This is a genomic window from Coprococcus sp. TF11-13 (assembly GCF_003481085.1).
GTDB classification, from domain to species: Bacteria; Bacillota; Clostridia; order Lachnospirales; family Lachnospiraceae; genus Coprococcus; species Coprococcus aceti.
Genome location: NZ_QUKK01000001.1, coordinates 411430 through 435372, shown reverse-complemented (window position 1 = coordinate 435372; position 23943 = coordinate 411430). Strand labels below are relative to the sequence as shown.

The 23943-nt window shown below is 44.1% G+C and carries 22 protein-coding genes; 5 read left to right on the top strand and 17 right to left on the bottom strand.

Translation table 11 applies throughout. The features are described 5' to 3' along the window. Window positions 1-2: 2 nt before the first annotated feature. From DXD11_RS01885 to DXD11_RS01820, 14 genes are all read right to left on the bottom strand, one after another. Window positions 3-704: a 5'-methylthioadenosine/adenosylhomocysteine nucleosidase gene (locus DXD11_RS01885; protein ID WP_022216034.1), complete on the bottom strand. Its 702-nt coding sequence runs from the start codon at window positions 702-704 to the stop codon at window positions 3-5. Window positions 705-744: 40 nt separating this feature from the next. Beyond that, window positions 745-3105, bottom strand: a complete 2361-nt coding sequence (locus DXD11_RS01880; RefSeq protein WP_118757659.1) for a transglutaminase-like domain-containing protein — start codon at window positions 3103-3105, stop codon at window positions 745-747. Beyond that, window positions 3098-4159, bottom strand: a complete 1062-nt coding sequence (locus DXD11_RS01875) for a DUF58 domain-containing protein (protein WP_055272783.1) — start codon at window positions 4157-4159, stop codon at window positions 3098-3100. The genes DXD11_RS01880 and DXD11_RS01875 overlap by 8 nt, the downstream gene beginning before the upstream one ends. 41 nt (window positions 4160-4200) lie before the next feature. Next, entirely contained in the window at window positions 4201-5127 is a 927-nt protein-coding gene (locus tag DXD11_RS01870; RefSeq protein WP_022216037.1) for an AAA family ATPase, read from the bottom strand. 15 nt (window positions 5128-5142) lie between these two features. Beyond that, complete coding sequence (locus DXD11_RS01865) at window positions 5143-7071, bottom strand: EAL domain-containing protein (RefSeq protein WP_118757658.1); 1929 nt, start codon at window positions 7069-7071, stop codon at window positions 5143-5145. Between the two features lie 62 nt (window positions 7072-7133). Beyond that, window positions 7134-7826, bottom strand: a complete 693-nt coding sequence (locus DXD11_RS01860; RefSeq protein ID WP_055222819.1) for a glycerophosphodiester phosphodiesterase — start codon at window positions 7824-7826, stop codon at window positions 7134-7136. After that, on the bottom strand, window positions 7819-8247 hold the full coding sequence (locus DXD11_RS01855) for a hypothetical protein (protein WP_055222821.1): 429 nt from the start codon (window positions 8245-8247) through the stop codon (window positions 7819-7821). Before DXD11_RS01855 ends, DXD11_RS01860 begins: the two co-directional genes overlap by 8 nt. 9 nt (window positions 8248-8256) lie before the next feature. Beyond that, window positions 8257-9792, bottom strand: coding sequence for a Y-family DNA polymerase (locus DXD11_RS01850; RefSeq protein WP_118757657.1), 1536 nt, complete (start codon window positions 9790-9792; stop codon window positions 8257-8259). A gap of 73 nt (window positions 9793-9865) precedes the next feature. After that, window positions 9866-11419, bottom strand: a complete 1554-nt coding sequence (locus tag DXD11_RS01845) for an MATE family efflux transporter (RefSeq protein WP_243105795.1) — start codon at window positions 11417-11419, stop codon at window positions 9866-9868. A 25-nt stretch (window positions 11420-11444) separates the two neighbouring features. Next, a complete protein-coding gene (locus DXD11_RS01840; RefSeq protein WP_055272778.1) occupies window positions 11445-12440 on the bottom strand; it encodes an ROK family protein in 996 nt (331 codons plus the stop codon). A gap of 210 nt (window positions 12441-12650) precedes the next feature. Continuing rightward, entirely contained in the window at window positions 12651-14042 is a 1392-nt protein-coding gene (locus DXD11_RS01835) for a uracil-xanthine permease family protein (RefSeq protein ID WP_118757656.1), read from the bottom strand. Window positions 14043-14109: 67 nt separating this feature from the next. Continuing rightward, the gene (locus tag DXD11_RS01830) at window positions 14110-16404 is read right to left on the bottom strand and encodes a xanthine dehydrogenase family protein molybdopterin-binding subunit (RefSeq protein ID WP_118757655.1); all 2295 of its coding nucleotides are present in this window, start codon (window positions 16402-16404) and stop codon (window positions 14110-14112) included. A 12-nt stretch (window positions 16405-16416) separates the two neighbouring features. Further along, entirely contained in the window at window positions 16417-16887 is a 471-nt protein-coding gene (locus tag DXD11_RS01825; RefSeq protein WP_055144146.1) for a (2Fe-2S)-binding protein, read from the bottom strand. Beyond that, entirely contained in the window at window positions 16878-17678 is an 801-nt protein-coding gene (locus DXD11_RS01820; protein ID WP_118757654.1) for an FAD binding domain-containing protein, read from the bottom strand. Before DXD11_RS01820 ends, DXD11_RS01825 begins: the two co-directional genes overlap by 10 nt. 129 nt (window positions 17679-17807) lie before the next feature. Here DXD11_RS01820 and DXD11_RS01815 point away from each other — a divergent pair, with 129 nt between their 5' ends. From DXD11_RS01815 to DXD11_RS01795, 5 genes are read left to right on the top strand one after another with little or no spacing between them, the layout of a single operon-like run. Next, the gene (locus tag DXD11_RS01815) at window positions 17808-18926 is read left to right on the top strand and encodes an ABC transporter substrate-binding protein (protein ID WP_118757653.1); all 1119 of its coding nucleotides are present in this window, start codon (window positions 17808-17810) and stop codon (window positions 18924-18926) included. Continuing rightward, complete coding sequence (locus DXD11_RS01810; RefSeq protein WP_117548800.1) at window positions 18910-19911, top strand: FecCD family ABC transporter permease; 1002 nt, start codon at window positions 18910-18912, stop codon at window positions 19909-19911. The genes DXD11_RS01815 and DXD11_RS01810 overlap by 17 nt, the downstream gene beginning before the upstream one ends. Beyond that, a complete protein-coding gene (locus tag DXD11_RS01805) occupies window positions 19908-20732 on the top strand; it encodes an ABC transporter ATP-binding protein (RefSeq protein ID WP_118757652.1) in 825 nt (274 codons plus the stop codon). The genes DXD11_RS01810 and DXD11_RS01805 overlap by 4 nt, the downstream gene beginning before the upstream one ends. Further along, window positions 20729-21064: a winged helix-turn-helix domain-containing protein gene (locus DXD11_RS01800; protein ID WP_022216050.1), complete on the top strand. Its 336-nt coding sequence runs from the start codon at window positions 20729-20731 to the stop codon at window positions 21062-21064. The genes DXD11_RS01805 and DXD11_RS01800 overlap by 4 nt, the downstream gene beginning before the upstream one ends. Then, window positions 20997-22079: an NTP transferase domain-containing protein gene (locus DXD11_RS01795; RefSeq protein WP_243105794.1), complete on the top strand. Its 1083-nt coding sequence runs from the start codon at window positions 20997-20999 to the stop codon at window positions 22077-22079. The genes DXD11_RS01800 and DXD11_RS01795 overlap by 68 nt, the downstream gene beginning before the upstream one ends. Window positions 22080-22163: 84 nt before the next feature. Here DXD11_RS01795 and DXD11_RS01790 read toward each other — a convergent pair whose 3' ends face one another. The 3 genes from DXD11_RS01790 to DXD11_RS01780 form a co-directional block, all read right to left on the bottom strand. Beyond that, window positions 22164-22856, bottom strand: a complete 693-nt coding sequence (locus tag DXD11_RS01790) for a hypothetical protein (protein ID WP_004853247.1) — start codon at window positions 22854-22856, stop codon at window positions 22164-22166. Beyond that, a complete protein-coding gene (locus DXD11_RS01785; protein ID WP_118757650.1) occupies window positions 22853-23413 on the bottom strand; it encodes an RNA polymerase sigma factor in 561 nt (186 codons plus the stop codon). The genes DXD11_RS01790 and DXD11_RS01785 overlap by 4 nt, the downstream gene beginning before the upstream one ends. 185 nt (window positions 23414-23598) lie before the next feature. Further along, a complete protein-coding gene (locus tag DXD11_RS01780; RefSeq protein WP_015534180.1) occupies window positions 23599-23829 on the bottom strand; it encodes a type III toxin-antitoxin system ToxN/AbiQ family toxin in 231 nt (76 codons plus the stop codon). Window positions 23830-23943: the final 114 nt, after the last annotated feature.

The window sequence follows — 23943 nt, the reverse complement described above, 5'->3', positions numbered from 1 at the left end:
GTCTACTTCACCTCATATCTCTTTATTATCTCTGTCATCATGTTTACACTGTTCTCTATAGCCTTTGCCGCAAATGTAGGATAATCCATCTCTGCACTGTCATCAGCCTTGTCCGATATGGCCCGGACAACAAGGTACGGAACCTTATTCAGCACTGCAACATGTCCTATGGCCGCGCCCTCCATCTCTGCACATCTTCCACCAAATGTCTCCACAAGCCATTTCTTCTTGTCCTTGCTCCAGATAAACTGATCGCCGCTCACCACTCTTCCAGTGAACACCTTGACTCCTATATTTGCTGCATCCACTGAGTCCTGTGCTATCTTAAGCAGCTCATCGCTGGTCTTGAACACGCTCAGCTCTGTATCAGGGATCACACCCGGCTCATATCCAAGGGCGGATACATCCATATCGTGCTCCACGGTATCCGTAGCCAGAACGATGTCTCCTATATCTATGTCAGCATCCAGTGATCCGGCTATTCCGGTGTTGATGATAGCTGACACTCCATACATGTCGATCAGCGACTGGGTACACATGGCCGCATTGACCTTGCCGACACCGCACTTTACGACCACGACATCCGTTCCTTCTATCTGTCCTTTGTAGAAGCTCATGCCACACTTGTCTGTGACCTGGAGCCCATCTATCATCTCTTTCAGTCTTGCGACTTCCTCGTCCATCGCACCTATGATTCCAAGCATCTCTTATACCTCCATTATCCATTGCTACCTGTCAACTATACTACAACATTCGGAATATGTATATCCTCTTCATAAAAGGAACCTGTCTCCTAAAGCTCCTGAACAGCACCCGAAGTTCTCCCATACGCTGTACATATTCGTTCCCGGACACCTCGCCGCCATAGCTTATGCCTTCCATATATGCCGCAAGGTCCTCAGTCTCCGCCGGATCTGCGCCCTTACAGAAATATTCAAGCTGCTGCCTGTGATTTCCCGCCTTCGAAAAATCATCCGACGCAAGTCTTGCATAATCACACATATACCTATAGTAAGCTATCACATTTCCAGTCTTATCTCTCCTGTGATAACCCACAAAACGAACTATCTTCCTGACTGCTATACGCCCCACAAACAAGAGCACTGCAAATGCTATACATCCCGCCAGAACATATATTATCCACACGGCATTTCCAAGTGAAAATGCTGTGCCGGTCGTATCTGTTCCGGTATCTCCGCTGTCATCACCTACTAGCCATCTTCCAAATCTGGACCAGAAATCATCCTGGATCTCATCCTCATCTTCACTCGACGGAGGTGTCAGCTCCACGACCTGCCATCTGCCACGTATGAACGCCTCTATCCACGCATGAGCTCCGCCATCGTCCACATCCACCTGAACAACAGCCGTTCTTCCAAGCTCTGATGAGCCTGAATAATAATCATCGTAACTGAACTGTTCTTCATCGAGCATTGTTCCGTCAAGGATCTCGGTGTAATCCACGGCATACCCCTCCACATATCTTGTGGGTATCCCCATGTATCTCAGGATCAGTGCCCCCGCAGTGGCATAATTGGCACACAGGCCCTTCTTCGTGGTATCAAGGAAATAATTGACATAATCCTCATCCCTCGGCGTGGCTCCCGGATGCAGTGTGTACGGATAATTCTCCAGGAAGTATATATACACCTTCTGCAGCACATTATCCACACTGTCTTTTTCCGTGATTCCTGCGCTCTCACAGAATCTTCGTATTGAATCCATATTCTCCTCTGGAATCTCAAGATACTTGTCATCCACCGACGACATAACCGGCTCAGCCAGAGCGGATGGACTGTACTCCACACTGTACAATGAATCGCCCTCTTTGTAAGTATTCATGGCTTCTATATCAGTGTAGTAAGGGTAATATTTTAGATCTCCGGCGCCATCTATGTTCTGTATATCCATTCGTCCTCTGGCATGTCCTTCAGAATTGACCGGTGACGGATAGTCGCCATCCTTATCTCTGTCCCAATGATCCCAGCTATACTCATCACCAACGAACGCTTTCAGATAGATCCTGTTTGTGCTATATGGTGCAAATGTGATTACCAGATCCGTCTGTCCATCAAGTGTGACATCCGACACGCCACCAAGCTTTCCATTCGCAAGTCCTCCGGTATTCGCCGAATTCCTTAGGGATTCAAATCCATACATGATGAAGTTTCCAAGCGGGCCTTCGATCTTGTTCTTCGCCGAGCTATCACGATACCTGTACAGATAAGTCTGCTGCGGCTTGACAAGAATAACCGCACTTCCCACCAATATACATACAGCCGCCACACCGACCGCAAGCTGCAGAGACGCCCTGTCACTATGCCTGTAACTGAATCTTCGCTTCTTCTCATCATATTCAAACGTACTGTCCTTGTCAGTTATACGGAAGTGACCATTTCCCTTAAGGCAGATAACTCCCAAAAGTCCTGTGGATACCATGAACATGTAAATAACATCCGGCTCAAGCCTGAAAAACAATGGTAATATAAACACAGGAAGTGAAAACCACACTGCCCAGAACACACTCATATTCGTGTTAAGGAAAATGTTGAGGATTATTATCTCTACACAGCCTATAGCGATGGCTGCCACAGGAACAGTGAGCATCCTGTTGGACAAAGTCTCGGAGAATACCTTAACCTCCTGGGCTCCATAATAATCAGTCACATGATCCAGAAACTCATTTACGATAGCATAAAATCCACTGTTTATATAACGTCTGAGAAGCATGATGAACAGGACAAAAGCGACAAGAAATATGACATATCCAACATCTCTCACCCACACCTTGCCTGATTTGAACAGACCACAGAAGTACATGGCCAGCAGCGCATACGCCAGAAATATAACGGGAACACCGTACGCCATATCTATACACGACAAAAAGCCGCACATTGAACCACCTATGATAAATATCTCCAGCAGGCATTTTGTAGCAATACCTCTGCTGTCCGATTTTCTTCTGCGCAGCTTTCTTTTTCTGTAATCCGCGCCTTCTCTGCCTCCATCTGTGATCTCCGGATCGTTGAGCAGCCTTACACCTTCACAGAATTCTACCGCTTTCCTGTCTTCAGTTTTCTTTTTTTTACCAAAGATTCTACCCAATTATGTATCCTTTCACACGATCTCCATATGTAAACACTACATTGCCATCCGCTCTCATATCGCCGGAAACAACTATGATCCTTCTGTCAGAATCCAGATTCTTCTCAAGCATCGATAACCCATAGCCAAAATCTGCATACGCCTGCTCATAAAAGATCTTCTCCATCCATTCAGCGAGATCATCCCTGCTGTCTATCGAAGTCCTGACTATATCGCCCTGCGCGCCGCTCCAGTAATAGAATGTAAACGGCAGTTGTTCATCCAACAAACTTACAGCCATGCCGTAGGCGGATTTCAGTACATCATTCAATATATGTGTCTCATCATCGGCAAGCTCTACCAATATCATGAGCTGGCTTGACGACATGCTCTCTCTGTCCTTTACCATCAGCACGTCTTTTTTTGCTGACAGCTTCCAATGTATATTCTGAAGCTTATCCCCCGGCTGGTATTCTCTCACATCCACAACCTCGGAGAAATCATGACCTTTTTTCCGGCTCTCCTCAGCCTCGTTCATCCCCTGTGAAACCGCGGTCATATCCGCCTCCACATCAACCTTTCCGGAAGGGAAAACCTTGTACTCTTTTACCGAGTTGCATTTGCTCTTTATCCTCACAAATCCAAGCCAGTCAGTAACACATATTTTGTCCGCTTTCACCTCCAGTGCACCTACATACGACTGGGCTATCTGGTAGTCCACCACATTCGCACTGCGCGAATATGCAGGTATGCACAGCGTATGCCTGCCATTTGTATGGAAAAGATCATTCTCCATGCTTATCTCTATCTCTGTGTTCATATTCGGAATAATGCTACTGTTGTCGAGCACAACCGATACGAGAAATGGCGAGTCCACCGTAAGGTTCTGCTCCCCGCCGCCAAACTTTACAGTCAAATGCCTTGAAAGCACAAAGGTGCATACTATTGACACGACCGGCAGAACTATCATCAGTATCATAACTATGAAATTAAAATATGAATGCACAAAAAGAAGGATCAACAGATTTATAACAAACACGAGAATGTATTTGAATACATGCCATGCGTACTTCATCCGCTGATCCTCCTTTACTTATATCTCTTATGTTCTCAGTTCTAAGTCCTTGGAACCTTAACCTGACTTCTCACTTCATCCAGAGCCTCTGCGACAGTCATTCCATTAGCTCTGGCACGGGCTGCAAGCTTTACCCTGTGCCCAAGCACGTCGTTGAACACCTCTGCTATGTCTCCCGGCACAACATATTCTCTTCCAGAGAGCACCGCCATTGCTCTGCTCATCCGCAGAAGTGCATTTGCGCCTCGCGGACTTGCTCCCATCGAGAAGAGCTCACTCTCCCTGGTAGCCTCAACCAGAGTCACTATGTAATCAAATATTGAATCATGCACACTCAAAGTTCTCGCCTTATCCTGAAGACCTATCAGTTCATCTCTCGTCACTATTCTCTCTACACTGTCCATAGGTACAAATTCCTGACCTTTAAGTATCTGCACTGCAGCCTCGTGGGATGGGTATCCCATGGAAAGTCTCACCATGAATCTGTCAAGCTGGGACTCCGGAAGCATCTGCGTTCCCGACGAACCAACCGGATTCTGGGTTGCCATGACCGTGAAAGGCTGTGGAAGTTCCCTTGTAACAGCATCGACTGTCACATGTTTTTCCTCCATGATCTCAAGGAGTGCCGACTGAGTCTTAGGCGATGTTCGGTTTATCTCATCCGCAAGGAACAGATTACAGAACGCTGAACCCTCTCTGTACTCAAACTCACCGCTTTTTGCATTGTACATGGAAAATCCCATTATGTCACTCGGCAGAACATCCGGTGTAAACTGGACTCTGTTATATTTCATATCCAGAGTTCTGGCAAATGCCGTTGCAAGAGTGGTCTTGCCCACACCCGGGATATCCTCAAGCAGTATATGTCCACCCGCAAGTATGGCAGCATAGACCTTGATTATTATATCTCTTTTTCCCTTTACGACCTTCTCTACCTCATCAACGACCCGGTTCTCTATATCTGTCATACGCCGTCCTTTCTCTTAGCTCTGGTTAACTCTCTTCACCTCTGATATGAACTTATCCTGTGGCAATGGTCTTGAGAAATAATAGCCCTGAATGTAATCCACTCCAAGATTGCTGAACTCCCTGAGGGATTCCTCCGTCTCCACGCCTTCCACTACGATCTTCATATTCATATCCTTAACCATGCTTATGGTGTTCTTGACAACCTTCATCATCTTGTCATCTGTGTCTATATCCGCAAATGTCTTGTCCAGCTTAACTATCGCAAACGGCATGGATGCTATCCTCTTCATATTGGAATAACCTGTTCCAAAATCGTCAAGTGAGAATGCAATACCATAATCTGTGAGACTGTTGATATTGTCCATTATTGTCGTCTGAGCATAGGCAGCCGCAGTCTCAGTAATCTCAAGATTTATCTGCTCATTGCTGACTCCGTAACGCTCCATCACCGCCCGCACGTCTTCTGATAACTCACTGCTCATGCACTGGATGACCGACAGATTCACCTCAACATATTCCAGTCCGAGATTCTTGAATTTCTCTCCAGTTATGAAACGGCACACCTCTTCAAGAACGAACTTACCTATCTTATGGATCATTCCATTCTCCTCCGCAGCAGGGATAAATATCTCCGGCGAAATGTATCCATACATATCATCATTTAATCTCAGAAGTGCCTCAGCACTGTTATATTTTCCAGAATCTATGCTGTATATCGGCTGATAGTAAACCTCAAACCTGTTCTCGGCAAATGCCTTTTCAAGTATCATGTCCATGTCCCGCATCAGATCATATCTTTCCTTGTTATAGATATCTCTGGCATAGAGAACACGGCCTGTATACTCGTGCTCAGCAAGCTCACCGCCAAACCGCATCACACTGTCAACATCCTCTATATCCTGAGGACATCTGGTGATACATATTATCGGCAATAGATTTATAAACATATCATTATACTTATATCCCTTCTTCAGCTTCTCGTTTATCCGCTCCGCAAAATCCTCAGCCTGATCCTTGATACGCTGATTCATGACACATCTGAACATTCCGGTTCCCAGATAATACCACTCAACATCATATCCGTATGGTCTGCTCCACTCTAAAAAGTCTTCAGAGATCTCCCTGAGCAGCTTATGATATTCCTCAACTCCCAGAATCCCGCGAAGAGTCTTGTCATTCTCCATAGTTATCATAACTACCGTTATATCAAGGCCATTATCCAGAGAATTTCTCACGTCGTCCATGTATCTTGTGATCTTGTTCAGGCCCGTGGCACTGCTTATAACCTGCTCCGGACTCTGTATCAGCAACGCAACGAACAGTAATCCAATCGCATTTGCAAACATCTCAATCGGAATATCCGGGTTAAACATCTGAAATACGGCCGCAACAACAACCAATGGGAATATCGCTATGGTTGATACAAATCTTCCTCTTGTAAGTCTCCTGTGATATCTCGTAACAACCATGAAGCCCAGAATCATATAAAATATTCCGGCAGCATACAGAAATGTCATGAAAAACTCTCTTCTGTACTCTCCCTGTCCGCCTATACTGAATACACACGGAGTGAAAAAATTAACTCCGAGCATGGTCATGCACAGCAACGTTGGAAGTGCCAGTATGAAACTCTTCACTTTACCTCTGAATATATGTATGGCATCCACTATGTTCACCACATAAGCGGCATACATAGCCGATGAAACGACATGGAAAAAGAGATATCCCGTATGGAATATGTATTGGGTGACTACATGCCTTTCACCCATATTGTCAAATGCGATGGCGCCTATATCAAACGCTGTGGCAACCATTGCAATGGTCAGAACAAATTGAAACTGCCTGTTTAATTTGCCTCTGGTCATCTTCTTCATGATGACTGAGACCATGATAAGAGTAAACACGCAGAATGCCGCGTAATCAAAGTATAGTACTTTGCTCATATTATCCTCCTATGTCCAACTCCTCCACCTATAAAATAATATAACAAATATTTCTAGGTCTTTCAACGCATTATATCCGGGCGGTCTGTTATCACTGCATCTACGCCCAGTCTGCACATACGTCTCATCCAGTGTGGATCATTCACAGTCCACACATATACCGGTATGTGCTTGCGCTTCATTCTCTTCACAAATTTCTTCGTGCAGAGAAGATAATTCGGCGATATAAAATCCGCTTTACACCGTCTCATTCTTCTCTCAGGAAAATACTCATTCAATCTGACACCGAGCTTAGCCTTTTTCTTACCGACGAGCAGTCCGGTCTTTATCCTCGGGTCTATGGCCTTCACATTGTACGACACTTTGTCCTTGAAGGATTTTATCGAGAACTCACCGTATCCAAATCTCCCCTTGACAAGATCTATGACACGCCTCTCGTATCCGCTCTCCTTTAATTCTATATCAAGACATATCTTTCCGCTGCAGAGTTCCAGGACTTCGTCAAGCGTAGGCACTCTGTAGCCTTCTTTTGATGCAATATCGTTGATCCTGTTGTATGTCATATCTCCTATCTTTCTGCCGTCTATAGTTCCATCATGAAATACTATGAGTATATTATCACTGGTTTTCCTCACATCGAACTCCGCCATATCCGCCTTCAGATCTATAGCTATCTGAAACGCTTCAAGTGTATTCTCATGAGGCGCAAGGGCACTCGCTCCTCTGTGTGCTATCACCATAGTCTCTCTATTCATGCAAATATACATCTCCATTCTGATCAATATTTAAATCATATATATCATCTATCGGTATCTCGGTTCTGTCTTCCATAACTATCTTTTTCCCATATACGTCAACATTGCGTATATATCCCGACACATGTTCGTATCTTCCACCAGCTTTTCTGTCATCCTTTACAAAATACTCTATACTCACACATTTTTTGTCTGCATTATGCATTATATTCAACAGTTTCTGATCAAGAACCATTTTCTGACTCTCATCCAGCTCCAACTTCTCATCGGTGAGCCTTGCAGTCTCCGCTATGGCTGCTCCATGTCCTGTGAGTGCGGCAAATGGGGCAAACTGTGCTGCTCTGTCATGGATAGACATGTGCGGATGAACAGAGGACACGTGATGTGTAAGCTGTATTATGTCATCGTAATTATCTTCCATAAGCCCCTCCTAAGCCTTGTGACCGCCTATCTGTCCGTTCCTCTCTATCGTCGTACCGCCCTCCTCAAGATTCATTCCCTTAAGGACTGCATTTTTGCCAAATTTCTTCTTGAGCTCTATCATCGCTTTCTGCATGCTCTGCTCCCGCTTCATATCCTGCTGCTTTTTCTCCGTCTCTGCTGCCCCGTCTCCAAAATCATCAAACAGACTGAGCTGCCTTGCTGACTGTTTCTCATGTGCCGCAGTATTCGATATGATATTGTTCGCCGTGACATATATCCTTCTGACATACAATAAAGGATCTACGATCTCTTCAAACAATCCGGTCACCGCATCCATGATGACCTGTGTAGATGATGTATACTCTCCAAGATTCACCGTTCCATGGGCACTTTTCGGTATCTTTCTCCCATACATATCTGTCTGTATCTCTCCGGAAAATTTCGCTCCCGCAGCGTTCTTTTTGAGATTATCTATATCATACCCCACTGTTATGACCATCTGATCTGTCTTGACATTCTTATCCACAAGATCCAGCACGAGCAGATCCGTCATCTCACGGATAATAAGTCTGGCTTTTTCATATTCGTATGGGCATGACAACACCTGTCCTGAACCTATGCTGTTCCTCTCCGGCTTGTAAGCCTTGATATCTGCAATGGTACAAGGCTCCCAGCCCCATGCATGATCTATGAGCAGCTCTGCATTTATACCAAATAATCTGTACAGCAGATCTTCGTTGTAATACTCATCGTCATGTCCCAGTGAGCATCTGGCGATATCCCCCATTGTATAAAGTCCATGACTCTCAAGTTTTCTCGCATATCCTTTTCCCACCCTCCAGAAATCTGTGAGCGGTCTGTGATTCCACAGCTTCTGTCTGTACGACATTTCATCAAGACTTGCTATCCTGACTCCATCCTTATCCGGGGCTATATGCTTTGCCTCAACATCCATCGCTATCTTACACAGGTAGAGGTTCGTTCCTATCCCTGCTGTTGCTGTTATACCGGTCTGTGCAAGCACATCCTGTATGATCGTCATGGCAAGATCGTGCGGACTCATCTTATATATCCCAAGATAATCCGTCACATCCATGAACACCTCATCTATGGAATACACATGCATATCCTCTGGTGCTACATACTTCTGATAGATGTTATATATATCCGTACTGTACTTCATGTAATATGCCATACGTGGCGGAGCGGCTATATACGAAACCGCAAATTCATTATGCTCCGCAAGCTCATTGGAATCGCAGCTCTCCCCGGAAAAGTTTCCACCGGGTGAAAGTGTTCTCCTGCTGGCATTGACCTCCTTAAGCCTCTGCACCACCTCGAACAGTCTGGCTCTTCCAGGTATACCATAGCTCTTCAGCGACGGGGAAACAGCAAGACATATGGTCTTCTCTGTTCTCGACGCATCTGCCACTACCAGATTGGTGGTCAGTGGATCAAGTCCGCGCTCAACACATTCAACCGATGCAAAGAAGGATTTCAGATCTATCGCAATATACGTTCTATCTTTCTTATCCCTATCCACAGCCAATCCCCCTGTCACTTCTTGCTCAGTCTTAATCTTCTCTTTCTGATGCTTATGTGCCTTGGGTCACATACTATACAGCAGCCGTCTCAGCAGCTTTCCCGCCGGCCCGTGTATGCCCCAGCACTTTCCTCGATACGAGTATGTAGGCGATTATCATCGCCGTACCTGTTATTATCCATGAAACTATATACACGTTCAAAAGCATGCCAAAAGAATGATATCGCGCAAACACCGTATATATCCATATGATCCTGAACACTACTGAACCCACAACTGTTATAATAGCCGGCAGCATGGATCTGCCAAGGCCTCTGAGTGCCGCAGCTGTCATCTCATATGTTCCTGTCATCGCCTCAAGGAGCATGACATGCTTCATTCTTATAAGTGCATACTTTATAACCTCTGTATCTGTTGTATAAAATCTCACAAGAAAATCCCCTGAAAGCATCATGACACTGCTGAACACAGCCGTCATAAGCATGCCCTCTAACATGGCAATCCTGAGAGCTTTTCTGCATCTCTCCTTCTCACCTGCACCATAATTCTGGCTCACAAATGTCACTGCTGCCTGTGCGTATGCGGATATGACAAAATATGCAAAATATTCAAAATTAAGACCCGTGGATGAGCCTGCCACAGCATCAGGACCAAAGCTGTTGATTCCGCCCTGTATCAGCACATTTGACAATGAGAAAACTGCCGTCTGTATCGCTGATGGAGCTCCTATCCTGAGTATCTTTCCCAGGCGCACTTTATCTATTCGTATATTCTTTATATCGAGTCTGAGTGGACCTTCCTCATGCATCAATATATACATGACTATTCCCGTACTGACAACATTTGATATGACCGTTGCCATGCCGACGCCTGCCACTCCAAGTTTACACACACACACGAAGAACAGGTTGAGTACAACATTGAGTACACCTGAAACTATCAGGCAGTAAAGCGGACGCCTTGTATCACCTATAGCTCTGAGCACAGCCGCTCCAAAATTATAAAGTATGATAAACGGCATTCCCACAAAGTATATCCTCAAATAAAGTACAGCCTGATCCAGCACCCTCTCAGGGGTATCTATGGCCTCAAGAATCGGTCTTGCCACAAACATTCCCGCAACAAGCATAACTATTCCGCATATAAGGGCAAACTTCACGCTGGTATGCACACACCTGCTTATGGAATCTTTTTTGTTCTGGCCTATATAATGGGCCACAAGAACATTCACACCCACTGAAAGCCCCACGAACACATTCACAAACAGGGCAACAACCGCCGCATTGCTTCCAACGGCCGCCAGGGCATCACTTCCTGCAAATCTTCCTGCCACAGCTACATCTGCCGAATTGAAAAGCTGCTGCAGTATACTGCTGGCGGCAAGTGGCATGGCAAATATAAGCATCTTAAGCGCCAGTGAACCATTTAACATATCCATCTCGTGCGATTTTTTTCTATAATCGGTGTTCTTTTCTGTATTCGTTTCTTTGCCTTTTTCTTTGCCTTTTTCTATGCTTTTTTCTATGCTTCTTTCTTTACTCTTTTCTGCGCTCATTCTGATGTCAGTCTCTTTTTCGTCATTGTGCTTCATTCTGATGTCCGTCTCTTTTCCGTCATTGTGTTTCATCCTGATATGATCTCCGTTTTCTTATCTAGTGGGCACCCTCATACTTCTGAAGATAGTTGAAAAGTGCTCCTATGAGATTGGAATCGTTGCCAAATTTGCACAGTCCAACCTGCATCTCATTATAGATCACTGAAAATTTTGCAAGCTTATCCACGTACTTCTTCACGCCCTGTATGAACCTCGGTTCCGCACTGATTCCACCTCCAAGGAGTATGATGTCCGGTGCAAGAATGACATGTATATTCATGCAGTGCTTCGCGATGTTCAGATACCAGTCCTCAAGCACATCTATGACCGCCTTATCACCGGCAGTCTCCCACTCATATATCATCTCACCTGACACTTCATCTTCCCTCATGCCCTTGACTGCTGCCACCTCTCTTCTGAGTGAGCTTACCGATGCCTGCATCGTCCAGGTGACATTGTCCGGAAGTTTTACATGTTTCTTTGTATTCTTGAGATTCGCCTCAAGCGGTACAAGTTTGTCTATATTATCCCTGTTCACATCCTCAAACAGGTACGACATCTCACCGGCAACCATACCTCTGCCGTGGAGTATCTTTCTGTCTATGACTATTCCTCCACCGACACCTGTGCCAAATACCAATACAACTGCGCTGCTATAGTCCTTTGCATTTCCCTGCCATATCTCCGACAATGCTGCACATTTGCCGTCGTTCTCAAGCGCTACCTTAAGTCCATCGCATCTCTCGCTTACAAGCTCGCCTACATGTGCTTTGTCAAGGTATGGCAACGCTCCGCCGGCATAACAGATTCCGTTATCCACATCCACCTGTCCAGGAAGTGAAATAGCTATTCCCTGTATATCATATTTTATCTTATAGTCATCATATATGCCCTGAATTACGTCAAGAAATGCATCGAGTCCCTGCTGTATATTATCTAAACCATTCCCAAATCTTCCGGGAGTCGGAACCTTGTTCTTCTCCATAATCTCAGCATCTCTGTCCATCACACAATGCTTTATAAATGTTCCGCCTACGTCTATCACAAGGTACATAACTTCTCCTCCATACCGAATATGTTTTATTACTATATATTTTTCTTCAAGCTAAAAAATAGCAGTCTCAAATGTATATACAGTATATATTATACTATGTCGAACATACATTCGGAAACTACTATTTTTATGTTAGCATATTTTTTTGTTATCAACAACTACTTTTGTAGCGCAACTTTTTGTTATATATAACAGGGACGTTCCTTATTACTACTTTTCTTTAGGCAGTATAATATTAAGCAGAATTGCAACCATTGCCGCAGGAACAATTCCTGAGCCTCCAAAAACAAGCTGGAGCAGCTGAGGAGCATTTGCTAGAATACCAGGATTGGCTCCCATTCCATAGCCCACGCCCAGTGCTACCGAAACTATGGACAGGTTGCGTGCGCTTAATGGTTCCTTTGTTATGAGCTGAATACCACTGATAACTATCGAAGAAAACATCATAACCGCAGCTCCGCCAAGCACTGACTGAGGCATGATCGATACCAGTGCTGCAAGTTTAGGGCAAAGGCCACATAATATCAGGAATATCGCTCCTGTTGCAAGCGCAAATCTGTTGACGACCTTAGTCATGGCTACAAGTCCCACATTCTGGCTGAACGATGTATTTGGAAGGACTCCAAACACAGCTGCAAGAGATGAACCCAGACCGTCACACATCACACCACCTGAAAGTTCCTTGTCTGTGGCTTCCCTTCCAAGACCACCTTCCATAACACCTGATATATCGCCTACAGTCTCCACCGCTGTAACAATAAACATTATGAGCACAGGAAGGATTGCGCGCACATCAAACACCGGTTTTACAGGCATGAGCTGTGGAATCGCAAACCAGGAAGCATCTTTCACCTTGTCCCAGTTCAGCACCCAGGCTTTTGTATATTCCACACCATCAGCAGTTATACCTGTTCTCGGAAGAACAAGTCCCATTATGATCGCTGCGATATAACCTGCGATTATTCCAAAAAGAATCGATGATGAGCTCAAAAATCCTTTTGTCCAGTGCTTAAAGAAAAGAATAACCACAAGGACAAATACTGCAAGCAGAAGGTTCTCCATGGAGCCAAAGTCTGCGGCATTATTTCCACCTCCAAATGAATTTATTCCCACCGATATAAGGCTGAGTCCAATGGATAAAACCACTGTACCTGTTACAACAGCCGGGAAAAACCTGCGCAATGGCTTCAGGAAAAAGCCAAGCACAGTCTCAAACAGGCCACCGATAATGGATGCCCCCATAATCGCACCATACGCAAGCACTCCACCGCCCATGGTTGCCGCCACGCTGTTGAATACTCCTATAAAACCTGAAGATGTACCCATAATGATCGGCACCTTTCCTCCAACAGGTCCTATTGAGAAAAGCTGTATCAGGGTGACAACTCCCGCGATAAGCATTGCGTTCTGAAGCAGTGAAAGCTGAAGATCAGCAAATTCACCACCGACCAGTCCGCATGCTCCTGTGATAATCAATAATGGTGTCAAATTTCCGACAAACATTGCAAGGACATGCTGAAGTCCAAGAGGTATCGCCTGGGAAAGAGGCATCCTTCCATCAAGCTGGAATGCTGTTTCTGAAAGTTTAAACTTATTTTTCATCTGTTGTTTTCTCCTGTATATTTTTTTCATATTACAGATTTTGTTATTCTGCTTATGTTATCTCCAATCACTCTTCCGGCATGGACATAAGAATCTTCTCCGGTGTGATTGGCAGTTCTCTGTGCCATACACCTGTCGCCCTGTATATGGCATGTGCAATAGCAGGTGCCGGAGTGTTGATAACTATTTCCCCTATCGATTTGGCTCCAAAAGGACCTGTAGGCTCATAGCTGTTTTCAAATTCCACTCTCAAATGTCCCATATCCAGACGGGTTGGTATCTTGTATTGCATGAAACTCGACTCTATCGGGCATCCCTTCGCATTGTAGGTGATGTTCTCAAACAGAGTGTGTCCGATTCCCTGAACTATGCCTCCCTCCGCCTGAACACGTGCCAGTGCCGGATTTATGGCTATGCCACAATCCACGACTGCAGCATAATCCAATATCTTCACTTCTCCTGTATATCTGTCAAGTTCTATCTCAACCATTCCGACCATATATGGAGGAGGCGAAACCGGAGATGAATGAGAGACTGTAGCTACAGCGGCAATATCATTTGCGACCTGATCCTTAACACTTATATCAGCCAAGGAAACGCTTTGATCTGTTCCTGTCCGATATGCCCTGCCATTTTCGAAATACATTTCATCCTGTTCACATCCAAGCATTCCTGCTGCAATTGCGCACAGCTTCTTCTTCAATTTATCACAGGCAAGCTCCACAGCCTTTCCTGTTACATACGTAGTGGATGAAGCATATGAGCCGGAATCATACGGTGAAGCATCTGTGTCTGCTCCAAATACCGCCACGTCATCAACCGAGCAGTCCATGCACTCCGCAACCATCTGTGCAAGGATAGTATCACATCCGGTTCCCATATCTGCAGCACCGATTATCAGGTTAAATGTACCATCATCCGCAAGCTTGACCGTTGCAGATCCCACATCCACATTCGATATACAAGAACCCTGCATGGCCATTGCCACTCCTGCAGCCCTGACTTTTCCGTTTCCCATGTCCCTGACAGGGTATTTATCATCCCAGTTAAATATCTCCTTGCATCTGGCCATACATCTGTCAAGAGCACACGCATTTGCAGTTTCACCATAATACGCAGGCATCTTCATTCCCTCGCGCAGCATATTCTGCTCACGGATCACGGTCGGATCTATCCCCAGTTTCTCCGCAAGTTCATTCACCGCAGACTCAAGTGCGAAGATTCCCTGTGTAGCCCCATAGCCTCTGTATGCACCAGCCGCCATAGTGTTCGTATATACAACATCATATCCAAACCTATATGCCTCAAGACCTCCCGTATATAATGGAATTGACTTATGCCCGCTAAGTCCGACTGTTGTAGGTCCATGCTCCCCATACGCTCCTGTGTTGGACAGCGTATACAGATCAAGTCCCCTTATATGTCCATCGCGGTCTGCTCCCAGACGAACACTCACCTCCATCTCATGGCGCGGTGAACCTGCGATCTGACTTTCCTGTCTCGTAAATATGATCTTGGCCGCACGTCCTGTCTTCATGGTCACAAATGCAGGATACACCTCACTTACCGCTGTCTGCTTTGCTCCAAATCCGCCTCCTATACGTGGTTTTTCCACTCTGATCCTGCTCTTTGGAATGCCAAGCGCTCTTGACAAAATACGACGTACATGAAACACGATCTGTGTAGAAGAAATTACATGAAGCCTTCCATAACGGTCAAGGTGTGTATACGTTCGAAAAGTCTCCATCATAGCCTGGTTAAAGGCTCTCATATGATATCTGTTCTCCAGTACCTCATCACAGTCAGCTATAACAGCATCAACATCGCCATCACCGCCTACATCGCTTGCTATCAGGTTGCGTTTCGGATCGCCTCCTACCTGAACCGGCGGGAACCAGTCGTCCTCAGGATGAACCAATATATCATTATCCTTTGCCTTGCGGAAATCCAGAACAGGTTCTAAGATTTTATATTTTACCTTTATGAGTTTCATAGCCTTGATTGCTGACTTTTCATCCTCAGCTGCTATGATTGCAACCACATCGCCCACACACCTCACATGGCGGTCCATAATAAGTCTGTCATACGGTGACGGCTCAGGATATGTCTGTCCTGCTATTGCAAACCGGCTATTTGGCACATCCTGCCATGTGTAAATATCTACTATTCCGGGTATTTTTTTTGCTATGGAGACATTTATATCCTCCACAATAGCATTCGCATGTGGACTGCGAAGCAGTTTCACAACAAGTGCATCACCGGGAGTGATATCATCCACATATACCGGTTTGCCAAGAAGTAACTGCATAGAATCTTTTTTTCTAACGGATTTATTAACTACATTATATTTTTTATGTTCCATGAGTTCACCCCTTTACTGTCTGTCATCTGCAGGAATTCTACTGTCTAAGTAATTTCGGATTCCTCTCAGTTGTCCCTCATATCCAGAACATCTGCACAGATTCCCGGCAAGATATGCCCTGATCTCATCATCCGATGGGTCAGGATTTTCTCTGAGAAGAGCTATTGTATTCATCACAAAACCCGGGTTGCAGAAACCACATTGATCAGCACCCTGATCAGCAATGAACCCGGCAAATTCTGCCGCCTCATCCTGAAGGCCCTCAAGGGTCTGCACCTCGTGTCCATCTGCCCTGGCAGCAAGCATCGAACAGGAAAGGACAGGGGTCTGATCCATAAGCACTGTACATAGACCGCAATTTGACGTCTCACAGCCGCGTTTCACACTATAACAGCCATGATCGCGCAGAAAATCTATAAGGAGCATATCAGGAGCTATATTTCCCGAGACGAATTTCCCATTTAATTTAACTTTTATTTCCACTGCTGCTCCTCCTCAATCTTTTTCAATAATCTCTGCCCAAGCACACGTATCAGACGGCTTCTGTATTCTGCACCAGCACGATGATTGCTTCCAACCGGAACCTTGTCAGAAACCCAATTGGCAAATGCTTTCTCTGTATCATCAGAAAGTCCCCCTGTGAGCAAGCCTTCTTCATCCAGAACAAGCATCGCCCTTCCAGGCCTTGCTCCCACAGCCAGACGGTATTCTCCATCCACGCATGATGCCGAACATGCAATGACAGGAAAATCTGTTCTCTGATTGCGGACTGATGCATAAGCAAAAACTCCCGGAGTTTTCCTGATGATCAGATGTACAATCACGTCCCTGTCCTGTTTCATGCCAACAAATTCCCTGAGAGGAATCATACCACCATGATAAAGCTCCACAAATGCATCCATAGCTAAAAAAACTGTCAGAATGTCCGAAAATCCGAAACGTCCCCATATGCTTCCGCCAATCGTGGCGAGATTCCGAAACTGAACTCCCACAATATCCTTCACAGCTTCACATACTGCACCATGTGTATATTTGTTTAATCCGTCATGCATCTCTATCTGACGGAGTGATGCCATTGCACCAATAATGAATTCGTCTTCTTTTTCTTCAATCTTATCAAGTCCCAGATCACACATATCTATGGCTGTCTGTATCAGGCGATCCTGCATTTTTGTCCAGAGCATTCCTCCGATAATACAGCTTCCCTTTTTCTGATTCAGTTCATATGCCTCATCAATACTTTGTGCGCGTACATAATTCTGTATTGTTACCATAAAAGCTCCTTTTAACATATAAACACAATTTTTCAAAATATATTATATTAAAACAGCTTGTCTTTGAAAAGATGCTTTGTTACAATACCGTTGTATTATTTCAAGAATAACGAAAGGAACATTGAATTCATGAAAACAACTTTTAAAAAGCAACTATCTATCATACTTATCTGTACTATGCTGGCAGTACTTACAGCCTGTGGTACAGACAGTGCTACGACAACACAGAGTAATACGGAAAGCACCACAGCTGCTTCAGTATCAGAATCAGCTTCCAGCGAAGAAGCATCTGAAGAATTATCTTCTGAAGAGTCTTCCACTGAAGCAGATGCTGAACAGACTGTCTACCCTGTAACAGTTACTGACCAGGCCGGCCGTGAAGTTACAATTGAAAAAGAGCCATCTTCTATCGTGAGCGGCTACTATATTTCTTCAAGCCTTCTGATCGCTCTTGGTCTCAAGGATAAGGTTGTCGGTATTGAGGCAAAAGCAGACAAGCGCCCTATTTATAAGCTTGCTGCACCAGAACTGACAGAGTTGCCAAATGTTGGAACTGCCAAAGAGTTCAACCTTGAGACATGCGCTGCTCTTTCCCCTGATCTGGTTATTCTGCCAATGAAGCTGAAGGATGCAGCCCAGAGCCTGACGGACCTCGGTATCACGGTACTGCTCGTCAATCCTGAAAGTCAGGATCTCCTGACAGAAATGATCAACACCATAGCTACGGCAACTAACACCAATTCAGAGGCTGCAAAGCTGCTCGCATATATAGATTCTCAGAAGGATATGCTTACTTCGGCTCTGTCTGGCGTAGAACCTGAAAGTGTATACCTTGCCGGCAACTCATCATTCCTGTCCACTGCCGGTCCTTCTATGTATCAGTCAAGCATCATAGAGCTTGCCGGTGGAAAAAATGCAGCTGATTCTATCACAGACACCTACTGGGCCGAGATAAGCTATGAGCAGCTTCTTGCATGGGATCCTTCTTATATAATAATCGCATCGGATGCCGAATATACAGTAGATGACATAATGAACGATCCAAACCTTGCAGAATGCACTGCTGTAAAAAACAGTCACGTATATGCTATCCCTGGAGACGTGGAAGCATTGGACAGCCCGGTACCTGCAGGAATCCTGGCATCTGTATGGCTTGCAGGGATCCTTCATCCTGATCAGGTATCAACTGACACATATACAACTGAAATGACAAATTATTATGAAACATTCTATGGAATCAACAATTAATAACAAGCGTAAAAATAAAAACAAAGCAACAATAACTATTATACTGGGAGCTGTCATTCTGGCAGCTCTCAGTATATTTTCTTTTTTTGTCGGAAAATATCCTCTTACACTTAATGGATTGCTGCAAGGTGATGACATGCAGTGGCGTGTATTTCTCACGCTTCGCGCAAGCCGCGGAATCATCGGCTGTATAGGGGGATTTGTTCTCGGCATAGCAGGATTTGTATATCAGACTGTCTTTAAGAACCCATTGGCTTCTCCAGACATCATAGGTGTATCCTCAGGTGCAAGCGCCGGTGCCGCATTTGGCATTCTGTTTTTGTCCGGGACAATGTCTGTAACCATATCTGCTTTTGCCGGAGCCATATGCTGTGTGATACTGGTTCTGCTTCTGTCATCGCTGACATATGAGCGTGATGGAAAAAGCATAGTACTGGCAGGCATAGCAGTACACAGTCTTGCCCAGACCGCTCTTGTATGTCTGAAGCTGACTGCCGACCCTGAAAAACAATTATCATCAATTGAATACTGGATCATGGGAAGCCTTAATGGCATAAGTATATATTCCATTGGTTCAAATGTAATACTGTGCGCTGTCTGCCTGCTGATAATGTTCCTATTGTACAGGCAGATCATAATGCTCTCCCTTGATGACGCAGAGGGCAAAATGCTTGGTGTGAATGTTAACCAGATACGAATGCTGGTTCTTTTGATCGCAACCCTGGCAACTTCAAGTGTGATCAGCATGACGGGACTTATCAGCTTTATCTCTCTGCTTGCTCCGCACGGAGCCAGAATGCTGCTCAAAAATAACCGCTTATCAACTATGCTTCTAAGTGGTCTTATAGGTGGATGCCTTCTCACTTTCGGTGATATACTTGCCCGCAGTGTATGTTCCACAGAACTACCGGTCAGTATATTCACAAGTATCATAGGAGCACCATTTCTTATCTATCTATGCATAAGGAGGAAACCTGTAAAATGAGTATATTAAACATACGCAATCTGTCAGCCGGCTACCACCACAGCAGCCGCACCAGCACCACAGATGTGCAAAATGTGATAAATAATATCAGCTTTTCTGCAGAAGAAGGTACAATTGTTGGTATACTTGGCGAGAATGGCTGTGGCAAAACAACCCTTATCAAAGCAATCGCCAATTTGATTCCGCATAGTGGCTGCTGCGAGTTAGATAATCTCCAGCTGGAACATATGCCTCACAAAAAACTAGCACAGCTATGTGGATATATCCCTCAAAAAAGCGGCATATCCATAGACATATCTCTCTTAGATGTTGTCATGATGGGATTTAACCCAGAGCTTAAGCTTCTTCAACCCCATACTGAGGCCATGAAAGAAAAGGCTTATAAAGTTCTTGCAATGGTCGGACTTGATTCACGGATAAACGATAATTTTCAGACATTGAGTGAGGGTCAAAAACAGCTTGCCCTGCTGGCACGTACATTTGTGGCAAAACGGAAGCTTTTACTCCTGGACGAACCGGAAAGTGCACTGGACTTCAGGCTGCGTTACCAGATCATGAACCTTCTGTGCAGCTATGTTGAACAAAACCTCGCGGTGTCTCTGGTAACGCTTCACGATTCATCACTTGCATTAAATTACTGCAACACTCTTCTGGTTTTATCTGAATCCAAACTGATCGGTGAAATATATCCTGATAAAACACCCATTGAGGAAATGGAAATGCTTCTGTCCAAAGTTTATGGTACAATCAGTATCAGAGAACTTCGCAACCGTCAGGGAAAGCGCCAGCTTGTCATGATGAAGGAGGATGATATGCATTGAGAGCTGCTATTAAAATAACATTTTTTGATGATAATGATGAGAAATTCTTTGGTGAAGGTCCATACCGCCTTCTTTTGGCTATAGAAAAAACCGGTTCTCTCCGCTCCGCATCCCAGTCCATGGGGCTTGCCTACAGCAAAGCATTCCGCATGATAAAAAACGCTGAAGAGGCGCTGGGATTTTCACTTACAAGCCGCCAAGCAGGTGGCAGGTCAGGTGGGGGGAGCACGATAACACCAGAGGGAAAGGAATGGCTGAAAAAATATGAACAATATAGAGAAGCCTGTATTCAGGCCGGAAGCAAATTGTATATGGAGATCTTTTCTGACTAGCAAAAAGAAACATATCGTTATTACCGGTGACAGGAAAAGTGGCAAATCAACACTTCTCTCTTCACTTTTCGACAGACAAATGCCCGGAATTACATCATGGGCCGTCCCAAAAGAAGGCGTGTACATGAAAAATAACTCTAGCGGTGAAGTTGTACGTATCGGCAAATTCTGCTCTGATGCCACAGGTTGCGAGAACCTCATGCAACCCATTAAAGATGCCTTTAACAGCACATGTATTGCATTTTTAGAAAGCTTAGCAGACACAACAGCACCATGGATTACTGTAGACGAAATTGGATATCTTGAAAACACATCATACGATTATCAAAAAGCTTTCGAAAGGCTCATGAATAAAAAGCGGATCATTATGGTTGTTCGAAAACAGGATCTCTCATTTCTGAACCGGCTGTGCAGCCATAAGGATGTGTTCCTTGTTGACCTTGACAGACCATTTGGCAATTCCGGATGTATCATCATGGCTTCAGGGCAGGGAAAACGCTTTGGCAGCAATAAGCTCATGGCTGAATATCACGGACAGCCGCTCATAAAGTGGATACTTGATATAACAAAAGATTTGTTTTCCAGGCGACTCGTTGTCACCATACACCAGGATATTGAAAAGCTTTGCACAGAATATAGTATACCGGTAATCCTTCACTCCTCACCATATCGGAATGATATGATCCGTCTTGGTCTGGATACAATTGGTTCCTATATTGACCGCTGTGCTTTTATTCCTTCCGATCAGCCACTCATAAAGACGGAATCTATAGCATCACTATTATTATGTGCAAAAAATGAGACATCATATATATGGAGAACGTGTTATGACAAAACTCCAGGATCACCTGTGATATTTCCAAAAGAATATTTTGATGAGCTTATGTCTCTCCCACATGGAAAAGGCGGGAATGTCGTTGTCCACAGTCACGAATCTCAGGTAATGCAGCTACCCGTCACCAACAAAACTGAATTGATGGACATTGACACACCAGCAGATATGGCGCGGCTGTAGGGACGTTCCTTCTGTCACCAAGAGTGTCCCTCTGTCTTATTCGTTACAGGGGGACACTCTTGGTGACAGAAGGAACGTCCCTGATTATTCTTGGATTTGACTCAAATCAAATGCACCGTTCTCAATCAACTTCAAAATTGTGTCTACCAAGTTGTTTTTTACAGTTTCACTTTCATTTTCAACGCCAGAATACTCTACATAAATAGTGTTCTCTCCCATATCAAAGGTTGCATAATATATTACGGTTTTGATACCTTGACTATTTGACTTTGTTACGAAATATCCTGCATTGATATCAACGCCGTCTACACTTGAAGTGATTGTATTTCCATCAATGATAGTATCTAATAGATTTACACCCTGTTTAGATACTACCATTCTTGTATCACCAATTTTTCCCTCAAGACCCAGAATATTATGATTGTCAGCATCAAAGTAAGCATCTGCGGTAACAGGCAAGTCTGCAAAAAGCATTTCAATCTCAGCATCGCTCAAGGGCCTTGTTGTTACATTTAAGTTAATTGAAGATTGTGATAAGTCATTTTTAACAAAAGTAATTGTTTCTCCACCATCCAGCGTGGCAATATCGTTTTTTGTACCAAACAGATTGCTTTGAAAAACTCCCACTCCAATCACAGCAACGAGTACGAAGCAAGCAGCAACAGACACCCATTTTTGCCGATTAGTTATTTTACTTGTTTTTTTCATAGGTTCAGCCTCCTTAATATACTGATTATCGACATTTCCCAATGCCCTTAAAAGTTTCTTTTCTTTCATACAGAGATACCTTCTTTCTCTAACAATTTTTTAAGTTCGTTCCTTGAACGAAATAATGACATCTTGATTTTGCTCTCGCTCATATCATATTCCGTTGCAATTTCTTTAATGGGCGATAAGTACCAATATCTTCTCATAAAGATTTTTCGCTGTTCTAATGACAGGGAAGAAAGAAAGCAGTTGAGAATATCCGTTAGAGCAATTTCTTCAACAATGTTTTCTGTACTATCCAACGATGGTATGCACTCTTGTATTTCATCAAGAATCAATGGCATTTGCCCGCCATTACGTTTCTTTGCATTGAGCAGTTCGTACCTGTCCAAAGATAAGTTGCGAGTAATCTTCCCTAAAAAAGTTTTTAGGACAGATGGACGGTTAGGCGGTATGCTGTTCCAAGCTCTTAAATAAGTATCATTTACACATTCCTCGCTGTCTTCGTCATTGTGAAGAATATTAAAGGCTATGTATCTGCAATACTTTCCGTATTTTTTTGAAGTTTCGGATATAGCAGCTTCGGAGCGCTCCCAATATAAATCTAATATCTGCTTATCATCCATAGGCTTCTCCTCCTCCTTTGTATTAAGGCCTTTCACTCTAATAGACGGGGAAAATGTGTCAAGCGTCACTTAAATTCAAAAGATATTTATTCAAAGATTAGCTTTCATTTTTTGAAAGAATATAATAAAACAGCAAAAGACATACACCAACAAGTCTCTTAATATTCAATGCGGAAAATTACAATTCATACAATCTTTTTGAAATCAATTTTATCCCTCATTTTTTCATGCTTTTCCTTTGGCTTAGATAAGGGAACACAATACTTATGTTCATTACAAATAACAAGCACTCCAAGAAAAGGTCGCTCGTCCTTACCAATCTGAGGAGATACCGATAAAACTCTGTCATCTATATTATGTAAGTTTCTGATGTATTTCATATCAATACGATATACTTCTAATGGTGCTTGAATCATTCATTTCTTCTTTAAAATATTTCAAGGACTATGTTTCCATAGTCCTTGAATGTAGTGTCACCGTAGCGACCCTAACGCTTTTTGAACGTCCACTTATCGGCAGGACCCTCCTTC